Annotated in this window: 19 protein-coding genes and 1 riboswitch; of the genes, 14 read left to right on the plus strand and 5 right to left on the minus strand. The window is 30.3% G+C overall.

The window, feature by feature from the left end:
• The first annotated feature begins 230 nt into the window (after positions 1-230).
• The 7 genes from MHZ36_RS01845 to MHZ36_RS01875 all read left to right on the plus strand — a co-directional run bounded on the left by MHZ36_RS01845 (position 231) and on the right by MHZ36_RS01875 (position 8548).
• Positions 231-947, plus strand: a complete 717-nt coding sequence (locus MHZ36_RS01845) for a D-ribitol-5-phosphate cytidylyltransferase (protein ID WP_239229241.1) — start codon at positions 231-233, stop codon at positions 945-947.
• Positions 940-1968 carry an alcohol dehydrogenase catalytic domain-containing protein gene (locus MHZ36_RS01850; protein WP_239229242.1) on the plus strand — a complete coding sequence of 343 codons (1029 nt, stop codon included), beginning with the start codon at positions 940-942 and terminating at the stop codon, positions 1966-1968. Before MHZ36_RS01845 ends, MHZ36_RS01850 begins: the two co-directional genes overlap by 8 nt.
• Positions 1969-2068: 100 nt before the next feature.
• The gene (gene tarL, locus MHZ36_RS01855) at positions 2069-3757 is read left to right on the plus strand and encodes a teichoic acid ribitol-phosphate polymerase TarL (RefSeq protein ID WP_239229243.1); all 1689 of its coding nucleotides are present in this window, start codon (positions 2069-2071) and stop codon (positions 3755-3757) included.
• Between the two features lie 60 nt (positions 3758-3817).
• Positions 3818-5545: a glycosyltransferase family 2 protein gene (locus tag MHZ36_RS01860; protein ID WP_239229244.1), complete on the plus strand. Its 1728-nt coding sequence runs from the start codon at positions 3818-3820 to the stop codon at positions 5543-5545.
• Between the two features lie 224 nt (positions 5546-5769).
• Positions 5770-6354 carry an MptD family putative ECF transporter S component gene (locus MHZ36_RS01865; RefSeq protein WP_239229245.1) on the plus strand — a complete coding sequence of 195 codons (585 nt, stop codon included), beginning with the start codon at positions 5770-5772 and terminating at the stop codon, positions 6352-6354.
• Positions 6354-7076, plus strand: coding sequence for an energy-coupling factor transporter transmembrane component T (locus tag MHZ36_RS01870; protein WP_239229246.1), 723 nt, complete (start codon positions 6354-6356; stop codon positions 7074-7076). Before MHZ36_RS01865 ends, MHZ36_RS01870 begins: the two co-directional genes overlap by 1 nt.
• An 11-nt stretch (positions 7077-7087) precedes the next feature.
• Positions 7088-8548: an ABC transporter ATP-binding protein gene (locus MHZ36_RS01875; RefSeq protein ID WP_239229248.1), complete on the plus strand. Its 1461-nt coding sequence runs from the start codon at positions 7088-7090 to the stop codon at positions 8546-8548.
• 244 nt (positions 8549-8792) lie between these two features.
• On the opposite strand, the gene MHZ36_RS01880 is transcribed toward MHZ36_RS01875, so the two are convergent.
• Positions 8793-10892, minus strand: coding sequence for a helix-turn-helix transcriptional regulator (locus MHZ36_RS01880; protein ID WP_239229249.1), 2100 nt, complete (start codon positions 10890-10892; stop codon positions 8793-8795).
• 574 nt (positions 10893-11466) lie between these two features.
• On the minus strand, positions 11467-11733 hold the full coding sequence (locus tag MHZ36_RS01885; protein ID WP_239229250.1) for a hypothetical protein: 267 nt from the start codon (positions 11731-11733) through the stop codon (positions 11467-11469).
• Positions 11734-12001: 268 nt separating this feature from the next.
• Here MHZ36_RS01885 and MHZ36_RS01890 point away from each other — a divergent pair, with 268 nt between their 5' ends.
• The 3 genes from MHZ36_RS01890 to thiC all read left to right on the plus strand — a co-directional run bounded on the left by MHZ36_RS01890 (position 12002) and on the right by thiC (position 16039).
• Positions 12002-12679, plus strand: coding sequence for a haloacid dehalogenase type II (locus MHZ36_RS01890; RefSeq protein ID WP_239229251.1), 678 nt, complete (start codon positions 12002-12004; stop codon positions 12677-12679).
• A 369-nt stretch (positions 12680-13048) separates the two neighbouring features.
• The gene (locus tag MHZ36_RS01895) at positions 13049-13954 is read left to right on the plus strand and encodes a phosphatase PAP2 family protein (protein WP_239229252.1); all 906 of its coding nucleotides are present in this window, start codon (positions 13049-13051) and stop codon (positions 13952-13954) included.
• Positions 13955-14091: 137 nt separating this feature from the next.
• Positions 14092-14192, plus strand: a riboswitch (TPP riboswitch).
• A gap of 110 nt (positions 14193-14302) precedes the next feature.
• Positions 14303-16039 (plus strand): phosphomethylpyrimidine synthase ThiC, encoded by a 1737-nt coding sequence (gene thiC, locus MHZ36_RS01900; protein WP_239229253.1) that lies wholly within the window; start codon positions 14303-14305, stop codon positions 16037-16039.
• Positions 16040-16205: 166 nt separating this feature from the next.
• On the opposite strand, the gene MHZ36_RS01905 is transcribed toward thiC, so the two are convergent.
• The gene (locus MHZ36_RS01905; RefSeq protein ID WP_239229254.1) at positions 16206-16715 is read right to left on the minus strand and encodes a GNAT family N-acetyltransferase; all 510 of its coding nucleotides are present in this window, start codon (positions 16713-16715) and stop codon (positions 16206-16208) included.
• A 302-nt stretch (positions 16716-17017) separates the two neighbouring features.
• Here MHZ36_RS01905 and srtA point away from each other — a divergent pair, with 302 nt between their 5' ends.
• Entirely contained in the window at positions 17018-17593 is a 576-nt protein-coding gene (srtA, locus tag MHZ36_RS01910) for a class A sortase SrtA (protein ID WP_239229255.1), read from the plus strand.
• Positions 17594-17651: 58 nt separating this feature from the next.
• Here srtA and MHZ36_RS01915 read toward each other — a convergent pair whose 3' ends face one another.
• Complete coding sequence (locus MHZ36_RS01915; RefSeq protein ID WP_239229257.1) at positions 17652-18326, minus strand: N-acetylmannosamine-6-phosphate 2-epimerase; 675 nt, start codon at positions 18324-18326, stop codon at positions 17652-17654.
• Positions 18327-18485: 159 nt separating this feature from the next.
• Between MHZ36_RS01915 and MHZ36_RS01920 the strand changes: the two genes are divergently transcribed.
• Positions 18486-19283 carry a MurR/RpiR family transcriptional regulator gene (locus MHZ36_RS01920; RefSeq protein WP_239229259.1) on the plus strand — a complete coding sequence of 266 codons (798 nt, stop codon included), beginning with the start codon at positions 18486-18488 and terminating at the stop codon, positions 19281-19283.
• 130 nt (positions 19284-19413) lie between these two features.
• Here MHZ36_RS01920 and MHZ36_RS01925 read toward each other — a convergent pair whose 3' ends face one another.
• Positions 19414-20283 (minus strand): ROK family protein, encoded by an 870-nt coding sequence (locus tag MHZ36_RS01925; RefSeq protein WP_239229261.1) that lies wholly within the window; start codon positions 20281-20283, stop codon positions 19414-19416.
• Between the two features lie 220 nt (positions 20284-20503).
• On the opposite strand from MHZ36_RS01925, the gene MHZ36_RS01930 reads away from it, so the two are divergent.
• Both MHZ36_RS01930 and MHZ36_RS01935 read left to right on the plus strand, forming a co-directional pair.
• A complete protein-coding gene (locus tag MHZ36_RS01930; protein WP_239229262.1) occupies positions 20504-21385 on the plus strand; it encodes an N-acetylneuraminate lyase in 882 nt (293 codons plus the stop codon).
• 31 nt (positions 21386-21416) lie between these two features.
• The gene (locus MHZ36_RS01935; protein ID WP_239229263.1) at positions 21417-22946 is read left to right on the plus strand and encodes a sodium:solute symporter family protein; all 1530 of its coding nucleotides are present in this window, start codon (positions 21417-21419) and stop codon (positions 22944-22946) included.
• Positions 22947-23024: the final 78 nt, after the last annotated feature.

Below are 23024 nucleotides of genomic sequence, written 5' to 3' on the forward strand. Positions count from 1 at the left end.
ATTTTAAAATTAAAATAGAGTCTTTTAAATAAAAAGGAGATATAAATTTATAAATGTTGGGTAAGACATATCAACGAAGGGTATAACAACAAAAAGGAAAAATGTAAGGGGTTTTAATAATCTAAAACAAATGAATTGGGAGACACGGTTATGCCTTGTCATTATAAAAGTTCATGTCACTTAGCACACAGTAGTTTGATAAATAATGTAGTTCTTAGGGAGGAATTTATATGATTTATGCTGGCATCTTAGCTGGAGGCATTGGTTCAAGAATGGGGAATGTACCTTTGCCAAAGCAATTTTTAGATTTGGATGGTAAACCAATTCTTGTGCATACTGTAGAAAAATTTTTATTAACAAATGAATTTGACAAGATATACATTGCTACACCACAAAAATGGATTTCACATACGCGGGATACTTTGAATAAATTCGGTATTGATGACGAACGAATTAATATCGTTCAAGGTGGTTCAGATCGTAACGAAACGATTATGAATATTATTTCATCTATTGAAACAACATTTGGCATTACGGATGAGGACGTGATTGTTACACATGATGCTGTGAGACCATTTTTAACAAGAAGAATTATCAAAGAGAATATTGATCAAGTGTTGCAACAAGGAGCGGTGGATACAGTAATATCTGCTACAGATACCATCATTACTTCGAATGATGGTGAATCAATACAATCCATACCAGTTAGAAGTGAAATGTATCAAGGGCAAACACCACAATCATTTAATATCAATTTATTGAGAACGAATTATAACAAATTATCTGCAACAGATAAGAAGATTTTGACAGATGCTTGTAAGATTTTAGTTGTTAGTGGAGAAAAAGTTAAATTAGTGAATGGCGAATTATATAATATTAAAATAACAACACCTTATGATCTTAAAGTTGCTAATTCAATTATTAAAGGTGGGATGTCGAGTGATTAACCAAGTATATCAACTCGTTGCACCAAGACAAATCGAAGTCACATATAATAATGAAAATATAAAAAGCGATAAAGTAGTAGTACGTCCACTATATTTATCTATTTGCGCAGCAGATCAACGATATTATACCGGTAGTCGTAATCAAAGCGTGTTAAATCAAAAGTTGCCAATGTCACTCATTCATGAAGGTGTAGGAGAAGTTGTTTATGATCAACTCGGCAGATTTAGTGTGGGTACAAAGGTATTACTTGTTCCGAATACGCCTACTGAAGTAGATGCTGTTATTTCAGAGAATTATTTACCGAGTAGTAAGTTTAGATCAAGTGGATTTGATGGTTTTATGCAAGATTATGTGTTTATGGATCATGATAGACTTGTTGAAATTGATGATTCTGTTGAGGATTTAAGTACGATTGCCTATTCTGAATTAGTAAGTGTGAGTTGGCATGCAATACAACGTTTTAAACAAAAGTCTATATCGAATAGAAATAGTTTTGGTATATGGGGTGATGGTAATTTAGGTTATATAACTGCCATGTTACTACACAAATTATATCCAGATGCCAAAATATATGCATTCGGTAAAACAGACTTTAAATTGAGCCATTTCTCATTTGTTGATGAAGTTTACCATATTCATGATATACCTGATGGTGTGACATTTGATCATGGATTTGAATGTGTAGGTGGTAAAGGTAGTCAGGCAGCAATCAATCAAATGATTGATTTAATTTCACCGGAAGGAAGCATAAGTCTTTTAGGCGTTAGTGAATATGCTGTTGAAATCAATACTAGAATGGTATTAGAAAAAGGTATTACATTATTTGGTAGTAGTCGTAGCAGTGCGCAAGACTTTAGAGATATAGCCAAGTTATATAAAGATAATCCAGATATTGTTGAGAAATTGTCTTTATTAAAAGGTGAGGAATATGAAGTTAAAACAATTAATGATGCGATAAAAGCATTTGAAGCGGACTTATCAACGTCATGGGGTAAAACTGTGATTAAGTGGACAATGTAAAGGTATCTAAGCTATTTAAAAATAATTAATTAGAAAGCATTTTTATTTGAAATATACTACATGGAATATGAAGTTTTGTATTAAGAGAGGATTTGTTAAATTGACTAAATCAAAATTCGTGATTGATCATATTTATTGGGAAAGAATTCAGTTATATATTGAAGGTCATGTAGAAGGTATCGAGTTAAAAGATAAAGCAATCTATTTAAGGAATTTAACTGAAACAATGCAACTTAAGGCCAATCATGTAGAAATTCAAGACAATCATTTTAAAGCAAGATTTAATGTTGCAATTTTAAATGATGGGAATTATTTACCAAGTGATGAATACCTTGTCATTTATAAGGCAGACTATGATTATATCGCACAGATCAATGATACATTATTAGATCCTAATAACTATGATTTAACAGAAGAAGCACTAATAGAATATGAAGAGAAAGAAACAAAAAATAGTAAAAATAATTACCTTCTCGCTTACTATAAATGGGTGTTTAAAAAGGGAGGCAACTCAAAACAAACAGAATATAGTGTAAGTCCGGTAATATCAAGTGAAGTGAATGAGTTTGTATTAGATATAAAATTTAAAAGCCCAAACCCAAAGACAAATCCGTTAAAGTTAAAGATTAATGAATTGAAAGGTAAATATAATAAATATTCTTATAATTTACGTGACTTTACATTCAAAACAATATTTAATTTAACTCGGTTTTTCCACCTGAGAAAAGGCAACACGGTCTTATTTACTTCAGATTCTCGTAGTGACATGTCAGGAAATTTTTTATACGTATATAATGAAATGTTACGTCAAAATTTAGACCAACATTATCAAATACATGCATTATTTAAATCAAATATTTCAGCTAGAAGAAATTTCTTAGATAAATTTAGATTTCCATATTTATTAGGAAAGGCTGATTACATATTTGTAGATGACTTTCACCCATTGTTGTATAAAGTTAAATTTAGAAGAAGCCAAGAAATCATACAAGTATGGCATGCAGTTGGTGCTTTTAAAACGGTAGGCTATAGTAGAGCTGGTAAAAAAGGTGGACCATTCTTTAATTCTGTAAACCATAGAAACTATACGAAAGCGTTTGTATCTTCGGAGACAGATATACCGTTTTATGGAGAAGCATTTGGCATAAAAGAGCAGAATATTATACCTACTGGTGTACCAAGAACAGATACCTTGTTTGATGAATATTATGAACAACAAATTGTAAGAGAAATGGAAACGGAATTACCAATGATACAAGGTAAGAAAGTAGTGTTGTTTGCACCTACATTCAGAGGTAATGGTCACCATACTGCACATTATCCATTCTTTAAAATTGACTTTGCTAGATTAGCTCGTTACTGTGAAGCGAACAATGCAGTTGTATTGTTTAAAATGCATCCATTCGTCAAAAACAAGCTTGAAATACCAAGACAATACGAGCACTATTTTGTGGATGTATCAGAATTTAGAGAAGTGAATGATATTTTATTTGTTACAGATATTTTAATCAGTGACTATTCATCACTTGTTTATGAATTTGCAGTATTTAAGCGACCAATGATTTTCTATGCATTTGATTTAGAAGACTATATCACCTCTCGTGATTTTTATGAACCTTATGAAACGTTTGTCCCAGGGAAAATTGTTGAAACATTTACAGAACTTATGACAGCTCTGGAACAAGGAGATTTTGAAGTAGAAAAAGTAGAGCCATTCTTAGATAAGCACTTTAAATATCAGGATGGACGTTCCAGTGAGAGATTGGTTAGAAATGTATTCGGCAGTTAGTAACTTGGATGTAATGGGTTATGCAGATATAGATACGACTTTAAAAAGGTGGAATAAATAATGAAATTTTCAGTAATTATACCTAGTTATAATTCCGAGAAATATATAGCCGAACTACTTGATAGCTTGAATAACCAAACATTTGATAAAAAACACTTTGAAGTGCTACTAGTAGATGACTGCTCTACAGATGAAACGGTAAATATTGCAAATACGTATCAAAGTAAGATGAATTTGACGATTAAGCAACTGGAACAAAATTCAGGTGGACCAGGAAAGCCAAGGAATACAGCGTTACAATTGGCACAAGGAGAATATGTTTTTTTCGTAGACTCTGATGATTATATACACAAAGATACTTTGAAAGATGTAGCAAATTTTGTAAACAAGTATCAGCAAGATGTCGTTTTAGTGAAAATGGAAGGTGTGAATGGTCGTGGTGTTCCAAGGTCAATGTTCACTGAAACGAATAGTGATGTCACAATTGAGCAATCTAGAATTATTTATACACTGAGTCCTACGAAGTTTTACAAAACAGATTTATTAAGGAGATTCGGTATTCAATTTCCTGAACACATCCGTAGTGCAGAAGACCAAATATTTACGATGCAAGCATATGTAAATGCTCAGAAAATAGGTGTACTTGCAGATAAAGCATATTATTATGCAACCAGGCGTGACGGTGAACATATGAGTGCAGCATACGTGTCGCCTAAAGATTATTATCATACAATGACATTAATCGTAAAATCTATATTAGCGAGTCCCACATTAAAAAATGTCGATGAAGTGTTACGCATTTTTATTGAGCGTCACTATAGTTTTTCAAGGACAACACAATTCTCATTGAGAATTGCAGAGGATCAAAAAGCTGAATGGATGGATGCAATCGGTGACTTTATTCGAGAAATTCCTGAGCGTATTGATGATAAAGTGAAAGATAGTATTAAGCCATTACTATACTACGCTCGTAAAAAAGACCTCGAACATTATCAAAAGGTCGAAGCAGGTTATAAAAATGGCGACATTTATAATATCAGTGCGCATAAAAATAGTTTGATATTACAGTTTGGAGAGAGTGAACCTGAATTTCATTTTGAAAATGAAATGAAACCAGATATTAATATGTCAGATTTTACATTTGATGAGTCTGGGTTTAATTTAGAAATTGAATTTTTAAAGTCGATTATAAATCCTAATCAGCTAGCTTCAAAGATACAATTAAAACTGGTGTCACGCAACAAAAGAGAATTGATTTATATCCCTCTAAAAGTAAATGATCAGTCAAAATTCAAATTCAATATTGGCTTAAATGAGTTAATACCATTTTTAGTGAAAGAGAGAACTTGGGACTTATTTTTAGAAATGCGCGTTGATCAGATTACAATAACTAAACGTATAGGTAATAAACGATCGAAATACCGATATGGAAAAGAAACGAGTACGATTGCAAAATATGATGATAAATACTACAGATTTACACCATATTTTACAAAAGACTTTGATAATTTATCGTTTTATATTATAGAAAACAAGTTATCAAATATGTTAGAAGCAAAATTGATTGGTAAGCATTATCTTCAATTGCAATGTTTAGAATTTAACTATATTTTAAGTGAAGGATTAACGACAATTAAATCAAATTCGTCATTTACTTATGGATATTTGTCTCAAACAAAAGATAAAAAGCAATTTACGTACCAAATAGAAGTACCAGATAAATTAAAAACAAAATTATTGAAAGAGCAGTTCAATATTGAACTAAGGGATTTAAAGTTGAATTATTAAAAGGTTAAGTAAGCTAAGGCATATATTGTCTTAGCTTGTTTTAATTTAGCATAGACATCAGATCGTTAATGTTATTAGAAGAGTAATTTTTTTGAAACTTGATACCCTATTCTGTTTTTTATTATCAGTTTATTGATAATAGTTTTCAATTATAGTATGGTTTTAATAAAACTATAATTAATTTATAAAAATGTACGTAAATTATTGATTGAAGGGATTTATAAATGGAAAAGAATAAAATCGACGTAAAAGATTTGATAAATATTGGTCTATTTACAGCACTATATTTTATCTTTATTGCTCCACCAGGTATTTTGGGAATTATACCAATATTTATGTTATTACTACCAGCTATGATAGGGCTTATCGGAGGCATACCGATATTGTTATTAATTACTAAAACCCAAAAGTTTGGTGCGTTATCAATTTGTGGAATTATTATTTGTTTAATGTTAGCTATTATGGGACATCCTTGGATTGCATTAATTTTAAGTGTTCCAATTATCGTGATTGCTGATTGGATTATTTCAATAGGAAATTATAAAAATTTAAAATTAAACTATATAGGTTATATCGTTTTTTCAATATGGCCAATTGGTAATTTATTACCATTTTACTTTATGAGAAATGACTACTTACAATTTATAAAAGAGAAGTACGGTATTGCATATGAACGCACAGTAGAAGGTATTTTTTCAATACAAATGGTGCCAGTTATTATGTTAACAACTTTTATTGGTGCTTGGTTTGGCATATGGATTGCCTCTCAAATTTTAAAAAAACATATTAAACACGCGGGAATCATTTAATGATGAACGATGTTTTGGTTAAAGATGGAAATAACAAATTTTTGGATCCAAGGACTAAATTGCTATTAATACTTATAATCTCTCTTGTGAGTTTAACTGTGAATGATATGGTGCCAGTAGTTTATATTCGTTTAATATTTATGATTATTCCTTCAGTTTTAATTATTGTTATAGGTAGATATTGGATAGGTTTTATTTTCATGATGCTTATCATTATGGCATGGTTAGTAGAATCAATGATAGCTATGCAATATAATCCAGTACTGACTATCCTGATTTTTATTGTAGCGGGTATAATAACAAGGTTTTTGCCAGCTTTATTAATGGGATATTATATATTAAAGACGACAGAAGTAGAACAATTTATATCTAGCTTAGAGCGCATGGAATTTCCTAGAAAGCTTACTATTCCTTTAGCGGTGATGTTCAGATTTATACCAACGATTAGAGAAGAATCTAAAGCAATCAGAGATGCAATGAAAATGAGAGGGATAAATTTAAAATTTGCATTGAAACATCCAGTGAAATTTATTGAGTATAGATTAGTACCATTGTTAAACAGTGTGATTAAAATTGGTAATGAATTAACAATGGCATCAATAACAAGAGGACTGGCATTAAATTATAGTAGAACAGTAATGACTACATTAAAACTTAGATTATTTGATTGGGTTTTGATGATTGTAGCAGTTGTGTTTTGTGTATTGTATTATTTAATTTGAGGTAGAGGTATATGATAGATATAAAAAATGTTTCTTTTCAATATGAACAAGCAAAATATGAAAGTCAGCTCAAGGAGATTAATTTAAAAATTAATCAAGGCGAAATAGTTTGTATAACAGGTGCTTCTGGGAGTGGCAAAACAACATTAATTAGGGTATTAAATGGTATTATTCCCAATTTATATCATGGAGCGCTATCTGGAGAACTAAGCATCAATGGTAAGTCGATTTTTCAACAATCTTTATATGATATTTCGAGTAAACTAGGCTCTGTATTTCAAAATCCAAGAAGTCAGTTTTTTTGTTTGAATACTACGAGTGAACTTGTATTTGAGGCAGAAAATTTTGGATTGAAAAAAGAAGTGATTCAACATAATTTAAAGAAAAGTGTAAGTACATTTGAAATCAAACATTTGTTAAATCGTTCTATATTAGAATTATCTGGTGGAGAAAAGCAAATCATTGCGTGTACTTCAGTCGATATTACAGGTCATTCAATTATCATTTTAGACGAACCATCGTCAAATTTAGATATAACGACTATAAAAAAATTACAAAAAATGCTTAGGATTTGGAAAAATGAAGGTAAAACGATTGTTATAGCGGAACACCGCTTACATTATTTATTAGACCTTGCAGATCGTTTTATTATTATGGAGAAAGGGCGTATCGTAGACCAATATCAGAACAATGCATTTGTTTCGCTACCTCAACAAATCATACATAAGCTAGGATTAAGAAGTGCTACTGTGGAACAATTGAAATATAAAGGTTTAAAAAATAACAGTAAAGCAACAATGCAGATTAATAAATTAGTATTTAAATATAAAACACAAAAAGAAGCAACTTTAAATATAGAGCATGTTAAATTAGGTTTTGGAAAAATAACTGCTTTAATTGGTGAAAATGGTGCTGGAAAATCAACTTTTGCACGTTGTATAGCTGGATTAGAGTCTAAGATGAAAAGTAAAATATTTATTGATGATAAACAATATAAACAAAATGATTTGTTAAACATGGCGTACTTAGTATTTCAAGATGTGAATAATCAATTATTTGCTGAAAATATTGAAGAAGAATTGCGTTTAACGAATCCTACATTGTCGGATGTACATTTACTTCAGTTATTAAAGGAACTTGATATATCAGAACATATAGAGCGTCATCCCTTGTCTCTGTCGGGTGGTGAAATGCAACGATTAGCAATAGCAAGCGCATTAGAATCTAATCGAAAAATATTAATATTTGATGAACCTTCCAGTGGGTTAGATGGTGCCAATATGCGTACATTGAGTCAACTATTGGATAAATTAGCGCAACAAGGTCATATGATATTATTGATCACGCATGATTATGAGTTTGTTACATCATGTGCAGATGAAGTGATTGTATTTGAACATGGAAGTGTAGTTAATCAATTTACAACTCATTCGCATAATAAGAATTTATTATTTCGATATTTTGATTGGTAAGCAGAAAAGTATTTTAAAAAATTAGAAATACTGAAAATTTATCAGAAACGATTCCTTACATTTATAAATTAATCAAATTTAAAAAGATCAAGCAGTCTTCAGTACCTACTCAAACCGTTTCACATATAATGTGATGATTAATTATGGTGTAGATACAAAGAGACTTGTTTGATCTTTTTATGATTATCCTTATGTAATCAGTAACAAACAAAAAATGTAAGAAGAATAGTTTAATAGGCATCAATTAATACTTATCTTGATTATTAGGTGACAACATAATGTATTGCAAAGTCGAAGTTTCTAATGAAAAGGATAATGGTACGTTATACTTATGCAGTGCTAGTGTAGCTAAGGGTTGGTTTGATTTTTGAATCTGTTTTAATAAATCTGGTTCGATAAATGTATGATTTAAATGTGATGAAATCATATTCGTTATAATGCCATGTTCAGCATTTAAAATTCTATTAAAAATAAAATAATCACAGGTGAAATCACTGTTTACTGACATCACTAAAGGTGCAGCGTTTGTTAGTGTATTATTTTTATTAATTAATAATAAATGGTAATCACTGTTAATCTTACTTGTAATACCGTTGGGTATCAGAGACGTATATTTATTTACAAATGGTCGAATTAAACTATATATGTAGACAATTGGCATTGTATTTTGATGTTGGTCTATTAACATCACTTGATCTTCATCCGTTGCATAAAGTGGATATCCAAGACCTGCAATTTTTCCGTTTAAATCAAGGATCAAACGCATTAATAGTATATGACTATCGCTAATACTATTATTAAAATACTTTATTAAACTACTATAAGTAATATTATTTAGAATTAATTTTTTTGATTCTGGTATAAGATAGCTTATAAATTGCATAAGTGATTGTCTTAAATCTCTACAGGATGTAAAGAACTTATTTTGTATTAAATGATTAAATGAATTTAAGTCGAGATTCATATAAAAATAGTCGATTGAAAGCTGTTGTATGACATTGACAATTTCTGATATATCCGGAAATTGGTTTATAATTTCATCAATTATAATACCTAAATTTAAGTATTTATAATTAGACTGTAAAACTTGAATTGTTAAGCGTAATGAGTCGATTTCCCAAGCATCGGTATTAAAGACTAAAGTTAAAAATTTAAATATCGTTCCCTTTTTATATGTTTTTGATAAAGGAGAGATGACAGAGCGTTCAATATTTTGAAAAATGCTGTCATTTGAAATACTGAAAGTAATGTTAAAATCTTTGTTTACTAAACGTTGAATGGTATTAAGTAATTTTTGTAATTCTAAATTATTTAAGTAGCTTACATTCGCGTTTTTGATATATAAATTTACTTTTGAAAAATTAGTAGATGTTAAATCTTCGAAATAACTTTCTGAAAAATTGATGAGCTCATATAAATTATTTAAATGTATCAAGGTAATCATTTCTTCAAAATAATGATTATAGTGTAATTCATTAAGTTTAATGTTGGAAATGACGTTGTTCTTTAATGAGATATGTTGTTTACGTTTAGATAGATAGTTAGATATGGATTCAATGCTAGTATGGAACTCTATTGGATGAGTTCCTTTGTTATTACGATAATGTTGTATAAATTTTTTTGGTGGCATATGTATAAAGCGTTTGAAATGTCTCGAATAGGTACTTACATTATGAAAATTATAAATTGCAGCTGTTTCATGTATGGGCTTGTTATGCTGAACTAAATCAAACAAGGATAAAGCAATTTTTAATGATGTCACATAGTACTTAAAGTTAATATTTAATACTTTTGAAAATAAAATCGAAATATAAGATTGTGAAATATAAAATATTGTAGAGACGCTTTGTGTTGTTATTTGTGCTTGGATATTATTATTGATATGTCGTATTAGCTTTTGTGCTAATACATTTTTTGTTCTTAATGTTGGAATATAAACAGTATGTAATGTTACTTTGGCTTCTCTAAGTAAAAAGTCTGCGATATCTATAATGTAGTGTAATTTATCATTATTTAAATATGCTTCATTATATAATATTTCTAATACTAGATTTCTAAATTGATCAGCATTATTTATTTGAGCAAAATCAAAGTAAGAACGAGAAGAAAAATGATCTTGCTCGAAAAATATAGGTAATGGAATACATAACTCTACCACTTCATCCAAATCTATCATTTGGTATAAATCTGAATTATTAATAATTAATCCATTTTCTACTGTCATGATAATTCCATTTAAATTAACTTTACAAGGCTTATTTAAAGGAAGCAAAACTATAATTTGATTTATGCAGCGACAGAATTCAGTTGAATAAGCATTTCTTACAGTTAAAGTACTAATCATAAAAATCACCTTAGTTAAAAATTGGAACTATCTGCTAATAGTAATAAAATCATTGTACAACTGTGATAGAAAAAAGAAATGCATATCACACAAAATTATTAAAGAGATAATGTAAATTAATAAAATGTATTTTTAAAAGTAATTTCTTGAAAATTGAGGGATGATTATTAATAATTATATGCTTTATAGTAATAAAATAATTATATAAGAAATAAAAATGTAATAAAAAGAGAACTAAAAACACTGCCTGAAAGTGATTTTAGTTCTCTTATTTTTCGTTCGTGTCGAACGAAGATTGGTAGAGAATGTAGTATTATATACTTTGTTTAAATGGGTGCATAAAGTTTAATTCTGGGAATGGAATATAACTATGATGATAGATGGCAAGTTAATTAGCCGATAGATACATAACACACAAGTACATTCTCTGATAATATTATATAACTAATATTGTTGTAATACAATATACAATTATTTTGTTATATAAAATGATGTTTGTTGGAAATGCTTTTAGAAAATTTGTCTAATTGACAATCTCTGGATATATGACTTATTAATAACGTAATGTTCTATTTTATGATTTATCTTTTTGATATAGGTCGAAAGCTTTATAAAGAAATAAAATGATTGTAATTGTTAAGAATAGAGTGAATAAACCATCGAAAATTGTGTTGCTATAAATTTTGAAAACTGTAATTTGACTCAATCCTTCTAAAAATACTGAACCGGTTGTTTTAATTTCGAATAAATCAAATGCGAGTAAAGTGAGTGTGATTAATCCCATATATCCTAGCGTAATGATGAAGAGGTTAAACAAATCTACCAAGAAAATTTTTCTCATAACAACCAGCCTCCTCTCTTATTTATATATTGCCAAGTTAATAAAAGTTTAAAGCGATTGTTTGCATAATTTACATAAAATTTACATTCTTTCACATCATTATTAGAAATTGATGAACATCTGAAACATAATATTTTATGTGAATAAATTAACTTTGATTACAAAAACTGTAAAAATTTTAATTTAAAATTGTTTTGAATGTGTGTTAATTGTGTAAAATAATAAGTAAGTTTAATTTTTAAATGGTAAGTTGTAGAGGAGGGAAAGTATGTATAAGGCTATTATTTTTGATGTGTATGGAACTTTATTTGATATGGATTCATTAAAAAATGAAATGATCGAGTTTGATACAGATACAGCAAATTCAATCACAAAGCTTTGGAGAAAAACCCAATTACGACATATGTTCATGAGGCAAGTTATGCAGCGATATATTGCGTTTGATGAACTAACAAAAGATGCATTGCGACATACATTGAATGTACACGATATTCAATATAATAGAGAAGATATAAACCGCTTGTTTGAATCATTTTTCAATTTAAATTACTATAAAGAGATTCCAAAATCACTATCAGATTTAAGAGATAAAAATATTGATGTAGGCATACTTTCAAATGGTAATGACAATATGTTAATGCCACTTATTGATAATTCTGAACTAAGCGATTATATTGATACACTGATTAGTGTGAATGAAATTAAGCAGTATAAACCGAGTTCAGCAAGTTATGCGTTGGTCTTAGAATATTATCATATGAATAGAGAAGATATATTATTTGTTTCTTCCAATTCTTGGGACATTACTGGTGCTAGTAACTTCGGTTTTGACACTGCATGGGTAAATCGAACAAATAAAAAATTCGATGTAAATGGCCCAACTCCAACTATAACAGTGAGTAATGTTAGTGAAATGAACAAGTGGATAGAGTTAAATAATAAATAAAAAGCAGTTAAATTCATGTTTAAGTCGGCATGAATTTACTGCTTTTTTTATATTTAGCGAGGCTAAATATGCATATAAAAATAAGGAGAACTTTAAAATTAAAAAAACTATATTCGCTACAGAATTAAATGTAACATGAATAATCAAAGTTGTGACCTAACAATAATGTCACATTTAATAATTTTGATGACTTCAGTGTTGATAAAATGCGAAGGTATGGGTTTAAGGGAATTAATTTTTATTGTAAATTTAATTTTATTTAAACATAAAATAGTATTAATTGGGTATGGTTAAAATAGAATAAAATTCATGAATAATAAAATAACAAAAAGAGTTATTTTGTAAAAAGACGTTTGTCAGGAGGCAACTATGGTTATTTCAAAAAGATTTACAGCAATTACAATACCGGTATTATTAATCATTCTATTATTTGCATTATTTATTGATCTTCCATTATCCCAACATTTTATGAATCAAAATTCAATTTTTGGAACAGTATTTCAAGATTTTGGGCTTTTTCCACCAACACTCATTTTAATTATTTCAATGATTATATTGAATTTCTATGTATTTACACACTTTAAAAATCGAGTAGCTCAGTATATCATTTTATTAATGACATTTCTCTATACACTTATTAAAACAAATTTATTTGTGTCAGAAACGTTTAAATATATTTTTTCTACTATAGATAATATTCAAAAACATAAACCAATGGGGGTAGCGAGCAATGAAGGTGATGCGAGTAATACATTATCATTAGGTACAAGCTATGTAATCACATTCATTTTACTTATTATCATTGCATTTAGTGTATATCAATTTTGGCTTAAACAGGTAACAGCTTTGGAACTTGAGAGGTTATTTAAAGTTGCATTTGTCAGTTTTTTAGTACTGTTAATAGGTTTAGAATTAATTGATAGTTTGAAAGAAATGTGGGGGCGCGCTAGACCTTATGAAATAGGTCATCACGGTGCATATTTTACGAATTGGTTGACTGTGAATGGTAATACTGGGCATAGTTCCTTTCCATCTGGTCATACAACGGATGCAGCGTTTCTAATGTTTATGGCGTTTTATTTTAATACACGCGTTGCACAAAAACGTATGTTTTTAATTGGTTTTATGTTTACTATCATAATGTGTGCTAGTAGATTACGTATTGGGGCACATTTTTTAGGTGATGTTACAATGGCATTTACTTTAATATTATTATTAATCATAGCAGCTGATTATATTATTTATAAATGGCATGATAAAAATCAAATTACTTAATATAATTTTGAAATAAGGGACTAGAATTTAAATTGAATTTAGATTCTAGTCTTTTTCTTTGTTATTATATCATTTTGAATTCTAAATAAATTTGTAATTATTTTTTATTAGTGTTAAGTTAAAATAAGAATTAAATATCAAATTGCTAGGGGTGCTTGTTAGCTGAAAGAGACAATGGTCTCAACCCTTTGAACCTGATCTGGTTAGTACCAGCGTAGGGAAGCAGAAAATCACAGTACAAAATTTATACTAAGTAATAGGATAAGTATGTACTGTCATTTCACTTCACTAAATATGTAATTTTTTACCAGGTCTCCTAGCAATAATAAATGCTAAGGAGTTTTTTTTATGAAACAAGAAAAAATAGAATTAAAAAAGCAATTTCCATCAAGTAAAAGGTTATGGATTAGTGGTGCAGAACCGGATATCCAAGTGCCATTTAGAGAAATACAACTTTCTCCTACGGTTACTGATGAAGGCACTACGATAAATGAACCAGTGATTGTTTACGATACGGCAGGTCCATATCATGATGATAACTATAAAGTAGACGTACAAAAAGGAATACCTAAAGTCAGAGAACAATGGATTATAGATAGAGAAGACACTTTCCTTTACGAAGGACGAAGCATTGTTTCATTGGATAATGGTTTTAAAAATGATAAACACAAAAAGTTTGTGGAAACACCGTTTATATATAATCCGAGAAAGTGTAAACAAGGAAAAAATATAACACAAATGCATTACGCAAGACAAGGTATAATCACTAAAGAAATGAAATTTGTTGCAACAAGAGAAGGTGTATCTGCTGAATATGTACGCTCTGAAATTGCACGGGGGCGTGCAATTATTCCAAATAATGTTAATCACCCTGAATCAGAACCAATGATTATTGGGAAAAATTTCCAAGTGAAAATCAATGCTAATATCGGAAATTCAGCTGTAAGTTCTTCTATTGAAGCTGAAATAGAAAAATTAGTATGGGGCATTCATTGGGGTGCAGATACAATTATGGACTTATCTACAGGAAAAAATATTCATGCAACAAGAGAATATCTATTGAGAAATTCACCAGTACCGGTTGGAACGGTGCCAATTTATCAAGCATTAGAAAAGGTAGATGGCTCGGCCAAAGATTTAACATGGGAAATCTACCGCGATACATTGATTGAACAAGCAGAACAAGGCGTAGATTATTTTACAATTCATGCTGGCGTATTGTTGAGATATGTACCCACAACAGTTGATAGGCTTACAGGGATAGTTTCAAGAGGTGGTTCTATTATGGCTCAATGGTGTTTAGCACATCATGAAGAAAGTTTTTTATATACACATTTTGAAGAAATTTGCGAAATTATGAGTCAATACGATATTTCTATATCACTTGGTGATGGCTTACGACCAGGATCAATATATGATGCTAATGATGAAAGTCAGATTTTAGAACTGAAAACACTGGGTGAACTTACTGCTATTGCTTGGGAACACGATGTTCAAGTAATGATAGAGGGACCAGGTCACGTACCTATGCAAAAGATTAAAGAAAATCAAGATTTAGCAGATTTTCATTGTCAAGAAGCTCCTTTTTATACATTAGGTCCACTGACAACGGATATCGCACCTGCTTATGATCATATTACATCGGCAATTGGTGCAGCTCAAATTGCTAGTCACGGTACAGCAATGTTATGTTACGTGACGCCAAAAGAACACTTGGGTTTACCTAACAAAGAGGACGTTAGAGAAGGTGTAATCACTTATAAAATAGCAGCGCATGCAGCTGATCTTGCAAAAGGGATTAAAGGCGCCCAAAAAAGAGATGATGAAATTAGTAGAGCACGCTTTGAGTTCAGGTGGTATGACCAGTTTAACCTTTCGTTAGATCCTGACAAAGCACGTTCATATCATGATGAAACATTACCAGCAGAAGCAGCAAAAGTAGCACATTTCTGTAGTATGTGTGGACCGAAATTCTGTTCGATGCGTATTTCTCATGATTTAAGAAAGCAAAATGATTTAAAGACAGAGGGTCTGAAACAAAAATCAGCAGAGTTTGTTTCTAAAGGAAGTAACATCTATCGTTAAAGATATACAAAAAGGTGAGAGGATAAGATCATTTTTAAAATAGTTGTTTCTAATTTATTTAATGTCTATCAGTTATCTATCTTTGAGAAAACAATGGATTATTAAACAATTTATGAAAGAGCCCTTAAGTGAATTTTAAATTTACTTAAGGGCTTTTATATAAGAGTTATTTTTGAGTCTTTTCAATGGGATTTAAATCCAGTTGGTAAAACGCTAAATCAAGCCATGTATCGAATTTATAACCTACATTTTGAATTGTACCTGAGTGCTTGAATTTAAATTTTTTATGTAAGTAAATACTATAATCATTGGTAGCATCGATACCTGCGACAAGAGTTTTATAGCCATTATTACGCGCAGTTTGTATGATTTCTGCAAGCAGTTTTGAAGCGATTCCCTTTCCACGATGATGTTTATTAACATAGATGGAATGTTCAATTGAGTATTGATATGCAGGCCAATCTCTAAACGAACCATAGGTAGCGAATCCTATTGCTTCACCGTTCTCATCAAAAACAAGGACAGGTTCTTTATGCTTGATTTTATTTTCAAACCAAATTTCACGTGATTCTAACGTTTGCGGTTTATAAGTATAAACAGCTGTAGTATTTAAGATAGCATCATTATATATTTCTAAAATATTAGGTAAATCTGATTGCTTTGCATGACGAATCATAAGTAAATCCCACCTTAATTGAAAAGATTTTTAACTTCATTAATTAACTACTTAAAATGTAAAATTCATATTTCATATTCTATAATCAAAGAAAGATTAAAATTGTATTCCATGAATTAAGTTATTTAATACTATTTAACACTTAATATAATGCTTTCGCAATATTTTATAAGGAAAAATTGCGAAAGTACGTATTATTGTGCTATAAAATTTATAAAATAGAAGAAACCAATAGTAAATGTGTTGTGCTATACTTAAGTTCTGAAATATAAATTGTTTGATATTTAAAGGAGTTAGACGTAATGAATAAGTTGCTAAGGATAATAGGTGTTGTTTTTATTTTAATTGCGATTTACTTTTTGGCTAAACCTCATATCGATAATTATTTAACGGAAAAATCTAATCAAGATAAAATAACACAATATGATAAAGAGCAAAATTTTAATGGAGAAATTCCTAAGGATAAATCTAAGATGGTTGGCTATATTGAAGTACCTGATGCAAAAATTAAAGCACCAGTATATCCAGGACCTGCAACACCAAAGCAATTAGACAGAGGCATTAGTTTAGTTGAAGCGGATGAATCGTTGAGTGATCAAAACATTGCAATTGCTGGCCATACATTTGAAGGATCAGACACTTATCAATTTTCAAATTTACCTAAAGCGCATAAAGGGAGTATCGTGAACTTTAAAGTGGGAAAAGCTAAATATCAATATAAAATTACTAAAGTTTATGATGTGAAGCCAACTGATATAAAAGTACTAGACGAACAAAAATCTAAACAACATCAACTGACTTTAATTACTTGTGATGATTACAATAAAGAAACAGGTCAATGGGAAAAGCGTAAAATATTTGTAGCAAAAGCTGTATAAAGTTAATAAGACCCGACCGTATATAAACGATACAATTTATATACGGTCGGGTCATTTTTTAATCATTTGTTAATGCTTTTACGAAGCGCTGAGTGATTTCCTTTGGTCTCGTTATAGCACTACCAACTACTGTACAATGTACACCTAATTGATTCACAATTTTTAACATTTCGGGTGTAATTACGTTGCCTTCTGCGATGACTTTGGCATTAACATGTGCTAATACTTCTTTAAGAAATTGAAAATTATCTTCATATAATACATGGTTTTTCGTGTATGTTGTATATCCACGGAGTGTTGTGCCAATATAATCAAATGCTAATACATCAGCATTTACCGCTTCTTCAAGCGTTGAAATATCTGCCATAATTTCAACATTTGGTGCTTTAGTACGGATATAATGAACTAAATCTTCTAGTGATTCGTTAGGTCGTGTTTGCATTGTTGCATCCAATGCAATAACTTCACAACCACTATCAATTAATTCATCAACTTCCCTACGAGTAGCAGTAATAAAGACATTGGATCCTTTATAATTTCTTTTAACGATACCTATAATAGGTAGATTAACTTCCTTTTGAATTGCAATTATATCTTCTTTTGAATTTGCTCTAATCCCCACAGCGCCACCTTGATAAGCAGCTAAAGCCATCTTGGACATAATGTAAGATGAATGTAAAGGCTCATCTTCCAATGCCTGACATGAAACAATTAAACCTTGAGGTAATAACATAACGACACACTCCATAACGTTTAGTAGTTTTGAAAATTAAAAAGAATATTACTAATAGATTAAATATAACATCGAGAAAATATTAATCAATATATTTTATTGTTATGAAAAATGTTTTCATTTATACTAAAGAAAATTGAGAATAGGTGGGGAATAGTTATGAAATTTGAAAATAGAGTCCAACGTTACCGTCAACATTTCACGAAAACAGATAAACAAATTGTTGCATATATTCAAAAAAATGAATTTAATGATACTTTTTCTACTATAAATTCACTTGCATACGCGATAGGTACATCACCTGCAACAATAACGCGTTTTAGCAATAAATTGGATTATGAGAATTTTCAAGATCTCAAATTTAATTTACAACAAGAGATGACGGATAGAGATATTGAAAATAGTCCGTTAATTCAACGTATTCATAAATACCATCAAGATATTATTCAACAAACGGGTGAATTTATCTCTGATGAAAAGATTAAAAGTTTCGTCAATCAGATAAATAGAAGCAGACAAATTATTTACGCTGGTTTAGGTAGTTCAGGTTTGTCGTCTACTGAATTTTATTACCGTATGATGCGATTAGGATTAAAAGGAAATGTATCAACAGATGCACATCAAATGAAAATAGTCGCTTCGTTATTAACGAGTTCAGATACTTTTGTTGCTATTTCAAATAGTGGAGAAACACAAGAGTTAATTTCCGCTGCTAAAATCGCACAGGATCGTGGTGCATTTGTTGTTGCGATTACAAATTATGAAGGAAGTTCAATCACTGAATGTGCGGACCTTGTTTTAATTACGACAGATCAGTCGAGAATTAATGATACTAGATTTATTAATACTCAAATTGCGACGTTATTTTTAATTGATATTGTTAGTTACTTATTACTTGATGATGACTATATGCACCAAGTTTATCAAAATACTAAGCAAGTTATATTGGATAATTAATATATCTTGCTTAGTTAGGTAATAAATTAAGATCAGACTTTTTTATTAATTAATTTTTTAGTATGAACTATAATAATGTCATTCATATTGTCTCATAGTACATGATGTGCACTTAAAATATGGCAGGCAGTTAAAACTTTGAAACAGCACCAAATAGTGCTGCATTATTCATAGCATTCATGGTTTGTATAGATGCAAAGCCATAATTTGGTGGCAAATAACTATCAACATGAGGTGTGATATAGCGTAACAAACGTTCTTGTTGTGCAGAAATACCACCACCAATAAGTATGAGACCCGGATCATATAGTATTTGAATCTGAGCAATACCTTCAGCAATTGAGTAGCCCCAATTATTTAACAAGTTTTCTGCAGCACGATTTCCAAATTCAGCTTTTTGAAATAATGTACGTACATCCATATTATTTAATTTAGGATGTCTATCTAATTGTGATTTGAGTGCTGATGTTGAAGCACGTTGTTCATAAGTTGTATTTTCAAAAGGTCTGTAAAGCATATAACCAATTTCATTTGCTCTAGATCTTTCACCGTTATACAAATCATTTTTAGATGAATAAAATGCACCTCCAATCCCCGTACCAAGTGTTAGACAAAATATATTTTCAAATTGATAATTATTAAGTGACAGTTCTCCTAATAATGCTGCATTCACATCATTGTAAATGTGAACTTTTGCATCTAATGGCTTTAAGACTTGCTTAAAGTTAACGCCTTTATAGTTAGCAATGGTTGGCCCTGCATAAATAATTTCTCCTGTAATTTCATCAACTACACCTGCAGTAGAGATACCAACATTGAGCGTACTTAGTTCAAATTGAGATTGAAATTGCTCAACAAGCTGAAAGACAGAATCTATAATTAGCTCATCAACATTGTTTGGCGTAGGTATGTTTATATAATCAATGATGGTTTGATTGTCTATGACAGCAGCTTTGATTGAGGTGCCTCCTATATCTACTGCAATTTTATAAGTTGTCATTTCATCATCCTCTTCTATATAATGTTTTTTCTTTTTGAAAAAATTTTTCATTCAAACAACATAATTATGATTTTATTTTTCAATAAAGTATTGATAGTCATTATGATAGCGTTTACAATTTGGGTTGTAAATAGCTACTTTTTCCATTTGTAGATTAAAGATGATATGGAATTTTCTTGCTATATAAAGAAGTGATTACAAACTGGGGGTTAAGTGTTATATGAAAAAAGAATTGAATGGCTTGTTTGCAGCGTTATTAGTACCATTTGATGAAAATGGAATGATTAAGGTAGAAGGTTTAAGAGAAATTGTACGAAATGCAATAGATAATGAAAATCTTGATGGTTTGTATGTGAATGGGAGTTCAGGTGAAAACTTTTTATTAAATACTGAGCAAAAAAAACAGGTATTTAAGATAGCAAAGGAAACTGTAGGTGATGATACAAAAATGATTGCGCAAGTTGGATCATTAGATTTACAGGAGGCAATCGAATTAGGAAAATACGCTACAGAACTTGGATATGATGCAATTTCAGCAGTAACACCTTTTTACTATCCTTTTTCTTTTGAGGAAATCAAGGATTACTATTTTGAATTAATTGAAGCTACACAAAACGATTTGATAATTTATGCGATACCTGATTTGACGGGTGTTAATATTTCAATTGAACAATTTGAATCATTATTTAGTCATGAGCGAATTATTGGGGTTAAATATACTGCACCTAATTTCTTTTTACTTGAGCGTATACGTAAATCATTTCCTGACAAATTAATTCTTTCTGGATTTGATGAAATGTTAGTACAAGCAGCTATTTCAGGTGTAGATGGTGCAATAGGTTCTACTTATAATATTAATGGTAAAAGAGCGCGACAAATATTTGAATTGGTACAAAAAGGTGATGTAGCGCAAGCTTATCAGATACAACATGATACGAATGATATTATCGAAAATGTTTTGGACATGGGCATTTATCCCACATTGAAAGAGATATTAAAATATCGTGGTATTGATAGCGGATTACCTAAAAAACCGTTTAAACCATTTAAAGAAAGTAACAGAAGTAGACTCGACCAATTAATCAAAGCATATTCTTTATAAGAATGATATTTCTAGTTAGGGGATGACATGCATGCAACAAGTTGGATTTGGATTTTGGAATTGGGTAGCAGTTATCATTTATCTCATAGTTATGTTATTGGTCGGGGCATACTTTACCAAAAGGGCCAGCCAAAATACAGATAGTTTCTTTACAGCAAGTGGTCGATTACCATCTTGGGCAATAGGGTTCTCCATATATGCAACAACGCTCAGTGCCATTACTTTTATGTCTACGCCGGAGAAAGCATTTTTAACAGACTGGGCATATATCGCTGGTAATATTGCAATTGTTGCTATTATACCGATACTTATATATTTTTATGTACCATTTTTTAAAAAGTTAAAAGTTACATCTGCTTATGAATATTTAGAGGCACGTTTTGGTCCAAGTGTGCGGGTTATGGGGTCACTACTATTTGTATTATTTCATTTGGGTCGAGTTGCCATCGTCATTTATTTACCAACTTTGGCCATTACATCTGTTTCCGATATGAACCCTATATTAGTGGCTTCATTAGTTGGCATATTGTGTATACTTTATACATTTTTAGGAGGATTCGAAGGTGTAGTGTGGAGTGATTTTATACAAGGTGTCATTCTTTTAGGTGGGGCAGCAGCCATTATTATATTAGGTGTAACACATATACAAGGTGGATTTGGTACGTTGATTTCTGATGCAGTTGAACATAAAAAGGTCATTAGTGTTGATAATTGGAAATTAAATGCAGCAGCGGCGTCGATACCTATTATTTTTTTAGGTAACATATTTAATAATTTACATCAATATACAGCAAGCCAAGATGTAGTACAACGTTATCAAGCATCAGAATCTATGAAAGAAACTAAGCAATCACTATGGATGAATGGTATTTTAGCATTAGTATCTGCACCACTATTCTATGGTATGGGGACAATGCTATACTCATTTTATAGTCATGAGGCAGCATTACCAAAAGGATTTAATACATCGTCAGTCGTTCCATATTTTATTCTTACAGAGATGCCTCCTTTTGTAGCAGGTTTACTAATAGCTGCGATATTTGCGGCAGCACAATCGACAATTTCTTCAAGTTTAAATTCGATATCGGCATGTATTTCAGTTGATATTAAACATCGATTCTTTGGGAAGTCCGGAGAAAAACAAGAAGTGTTGTTTGCAAGATGGATAATTATTATATCTGGATTATTTGGTTATGGTATGTCAATCTATTTAATCGTTTCAAACTCAAATGGTTTATGGGATTTATTTTTACTCGTAACTGGATTAGTCGGCGTACCTTTAGCAGGTATTTTTGCTGTGGGAATATTCACCAAGAGAACAAACACATTTGGCGTTATATGCGGTTTGATTTGCGGCATTATTTTCGCTTATTTATTTAATGGCATTGGTGGTGGAAATTCGCCTTTCTTTGTTTCTATTTTATCATTTGTGATTGCATTTATTTTTTCTTACCTTATTAGCATTGTTGTTCCAGGTACATCAAAGGTTCAGGGACTTACAATATTTGATAGGCATATAGAGACAACATATATCTCAAAGTCTAAAGTAGAACAAGAATAATTTGAGACAGGGCATATTATTTTCATTTTATAAAAGTAATCGTTAAGATATAGCTAATAATAAAATGATTGAAAGTGA

This window comes from Staphylococcus sp. ACRSN, assembly GCF_022346615.1.
Classification (GTDB): domain Bacteria; phylum Bacillota; class Bacilli; order Staphylococcales; family Staphylococcaceae; genus Staphylococcus.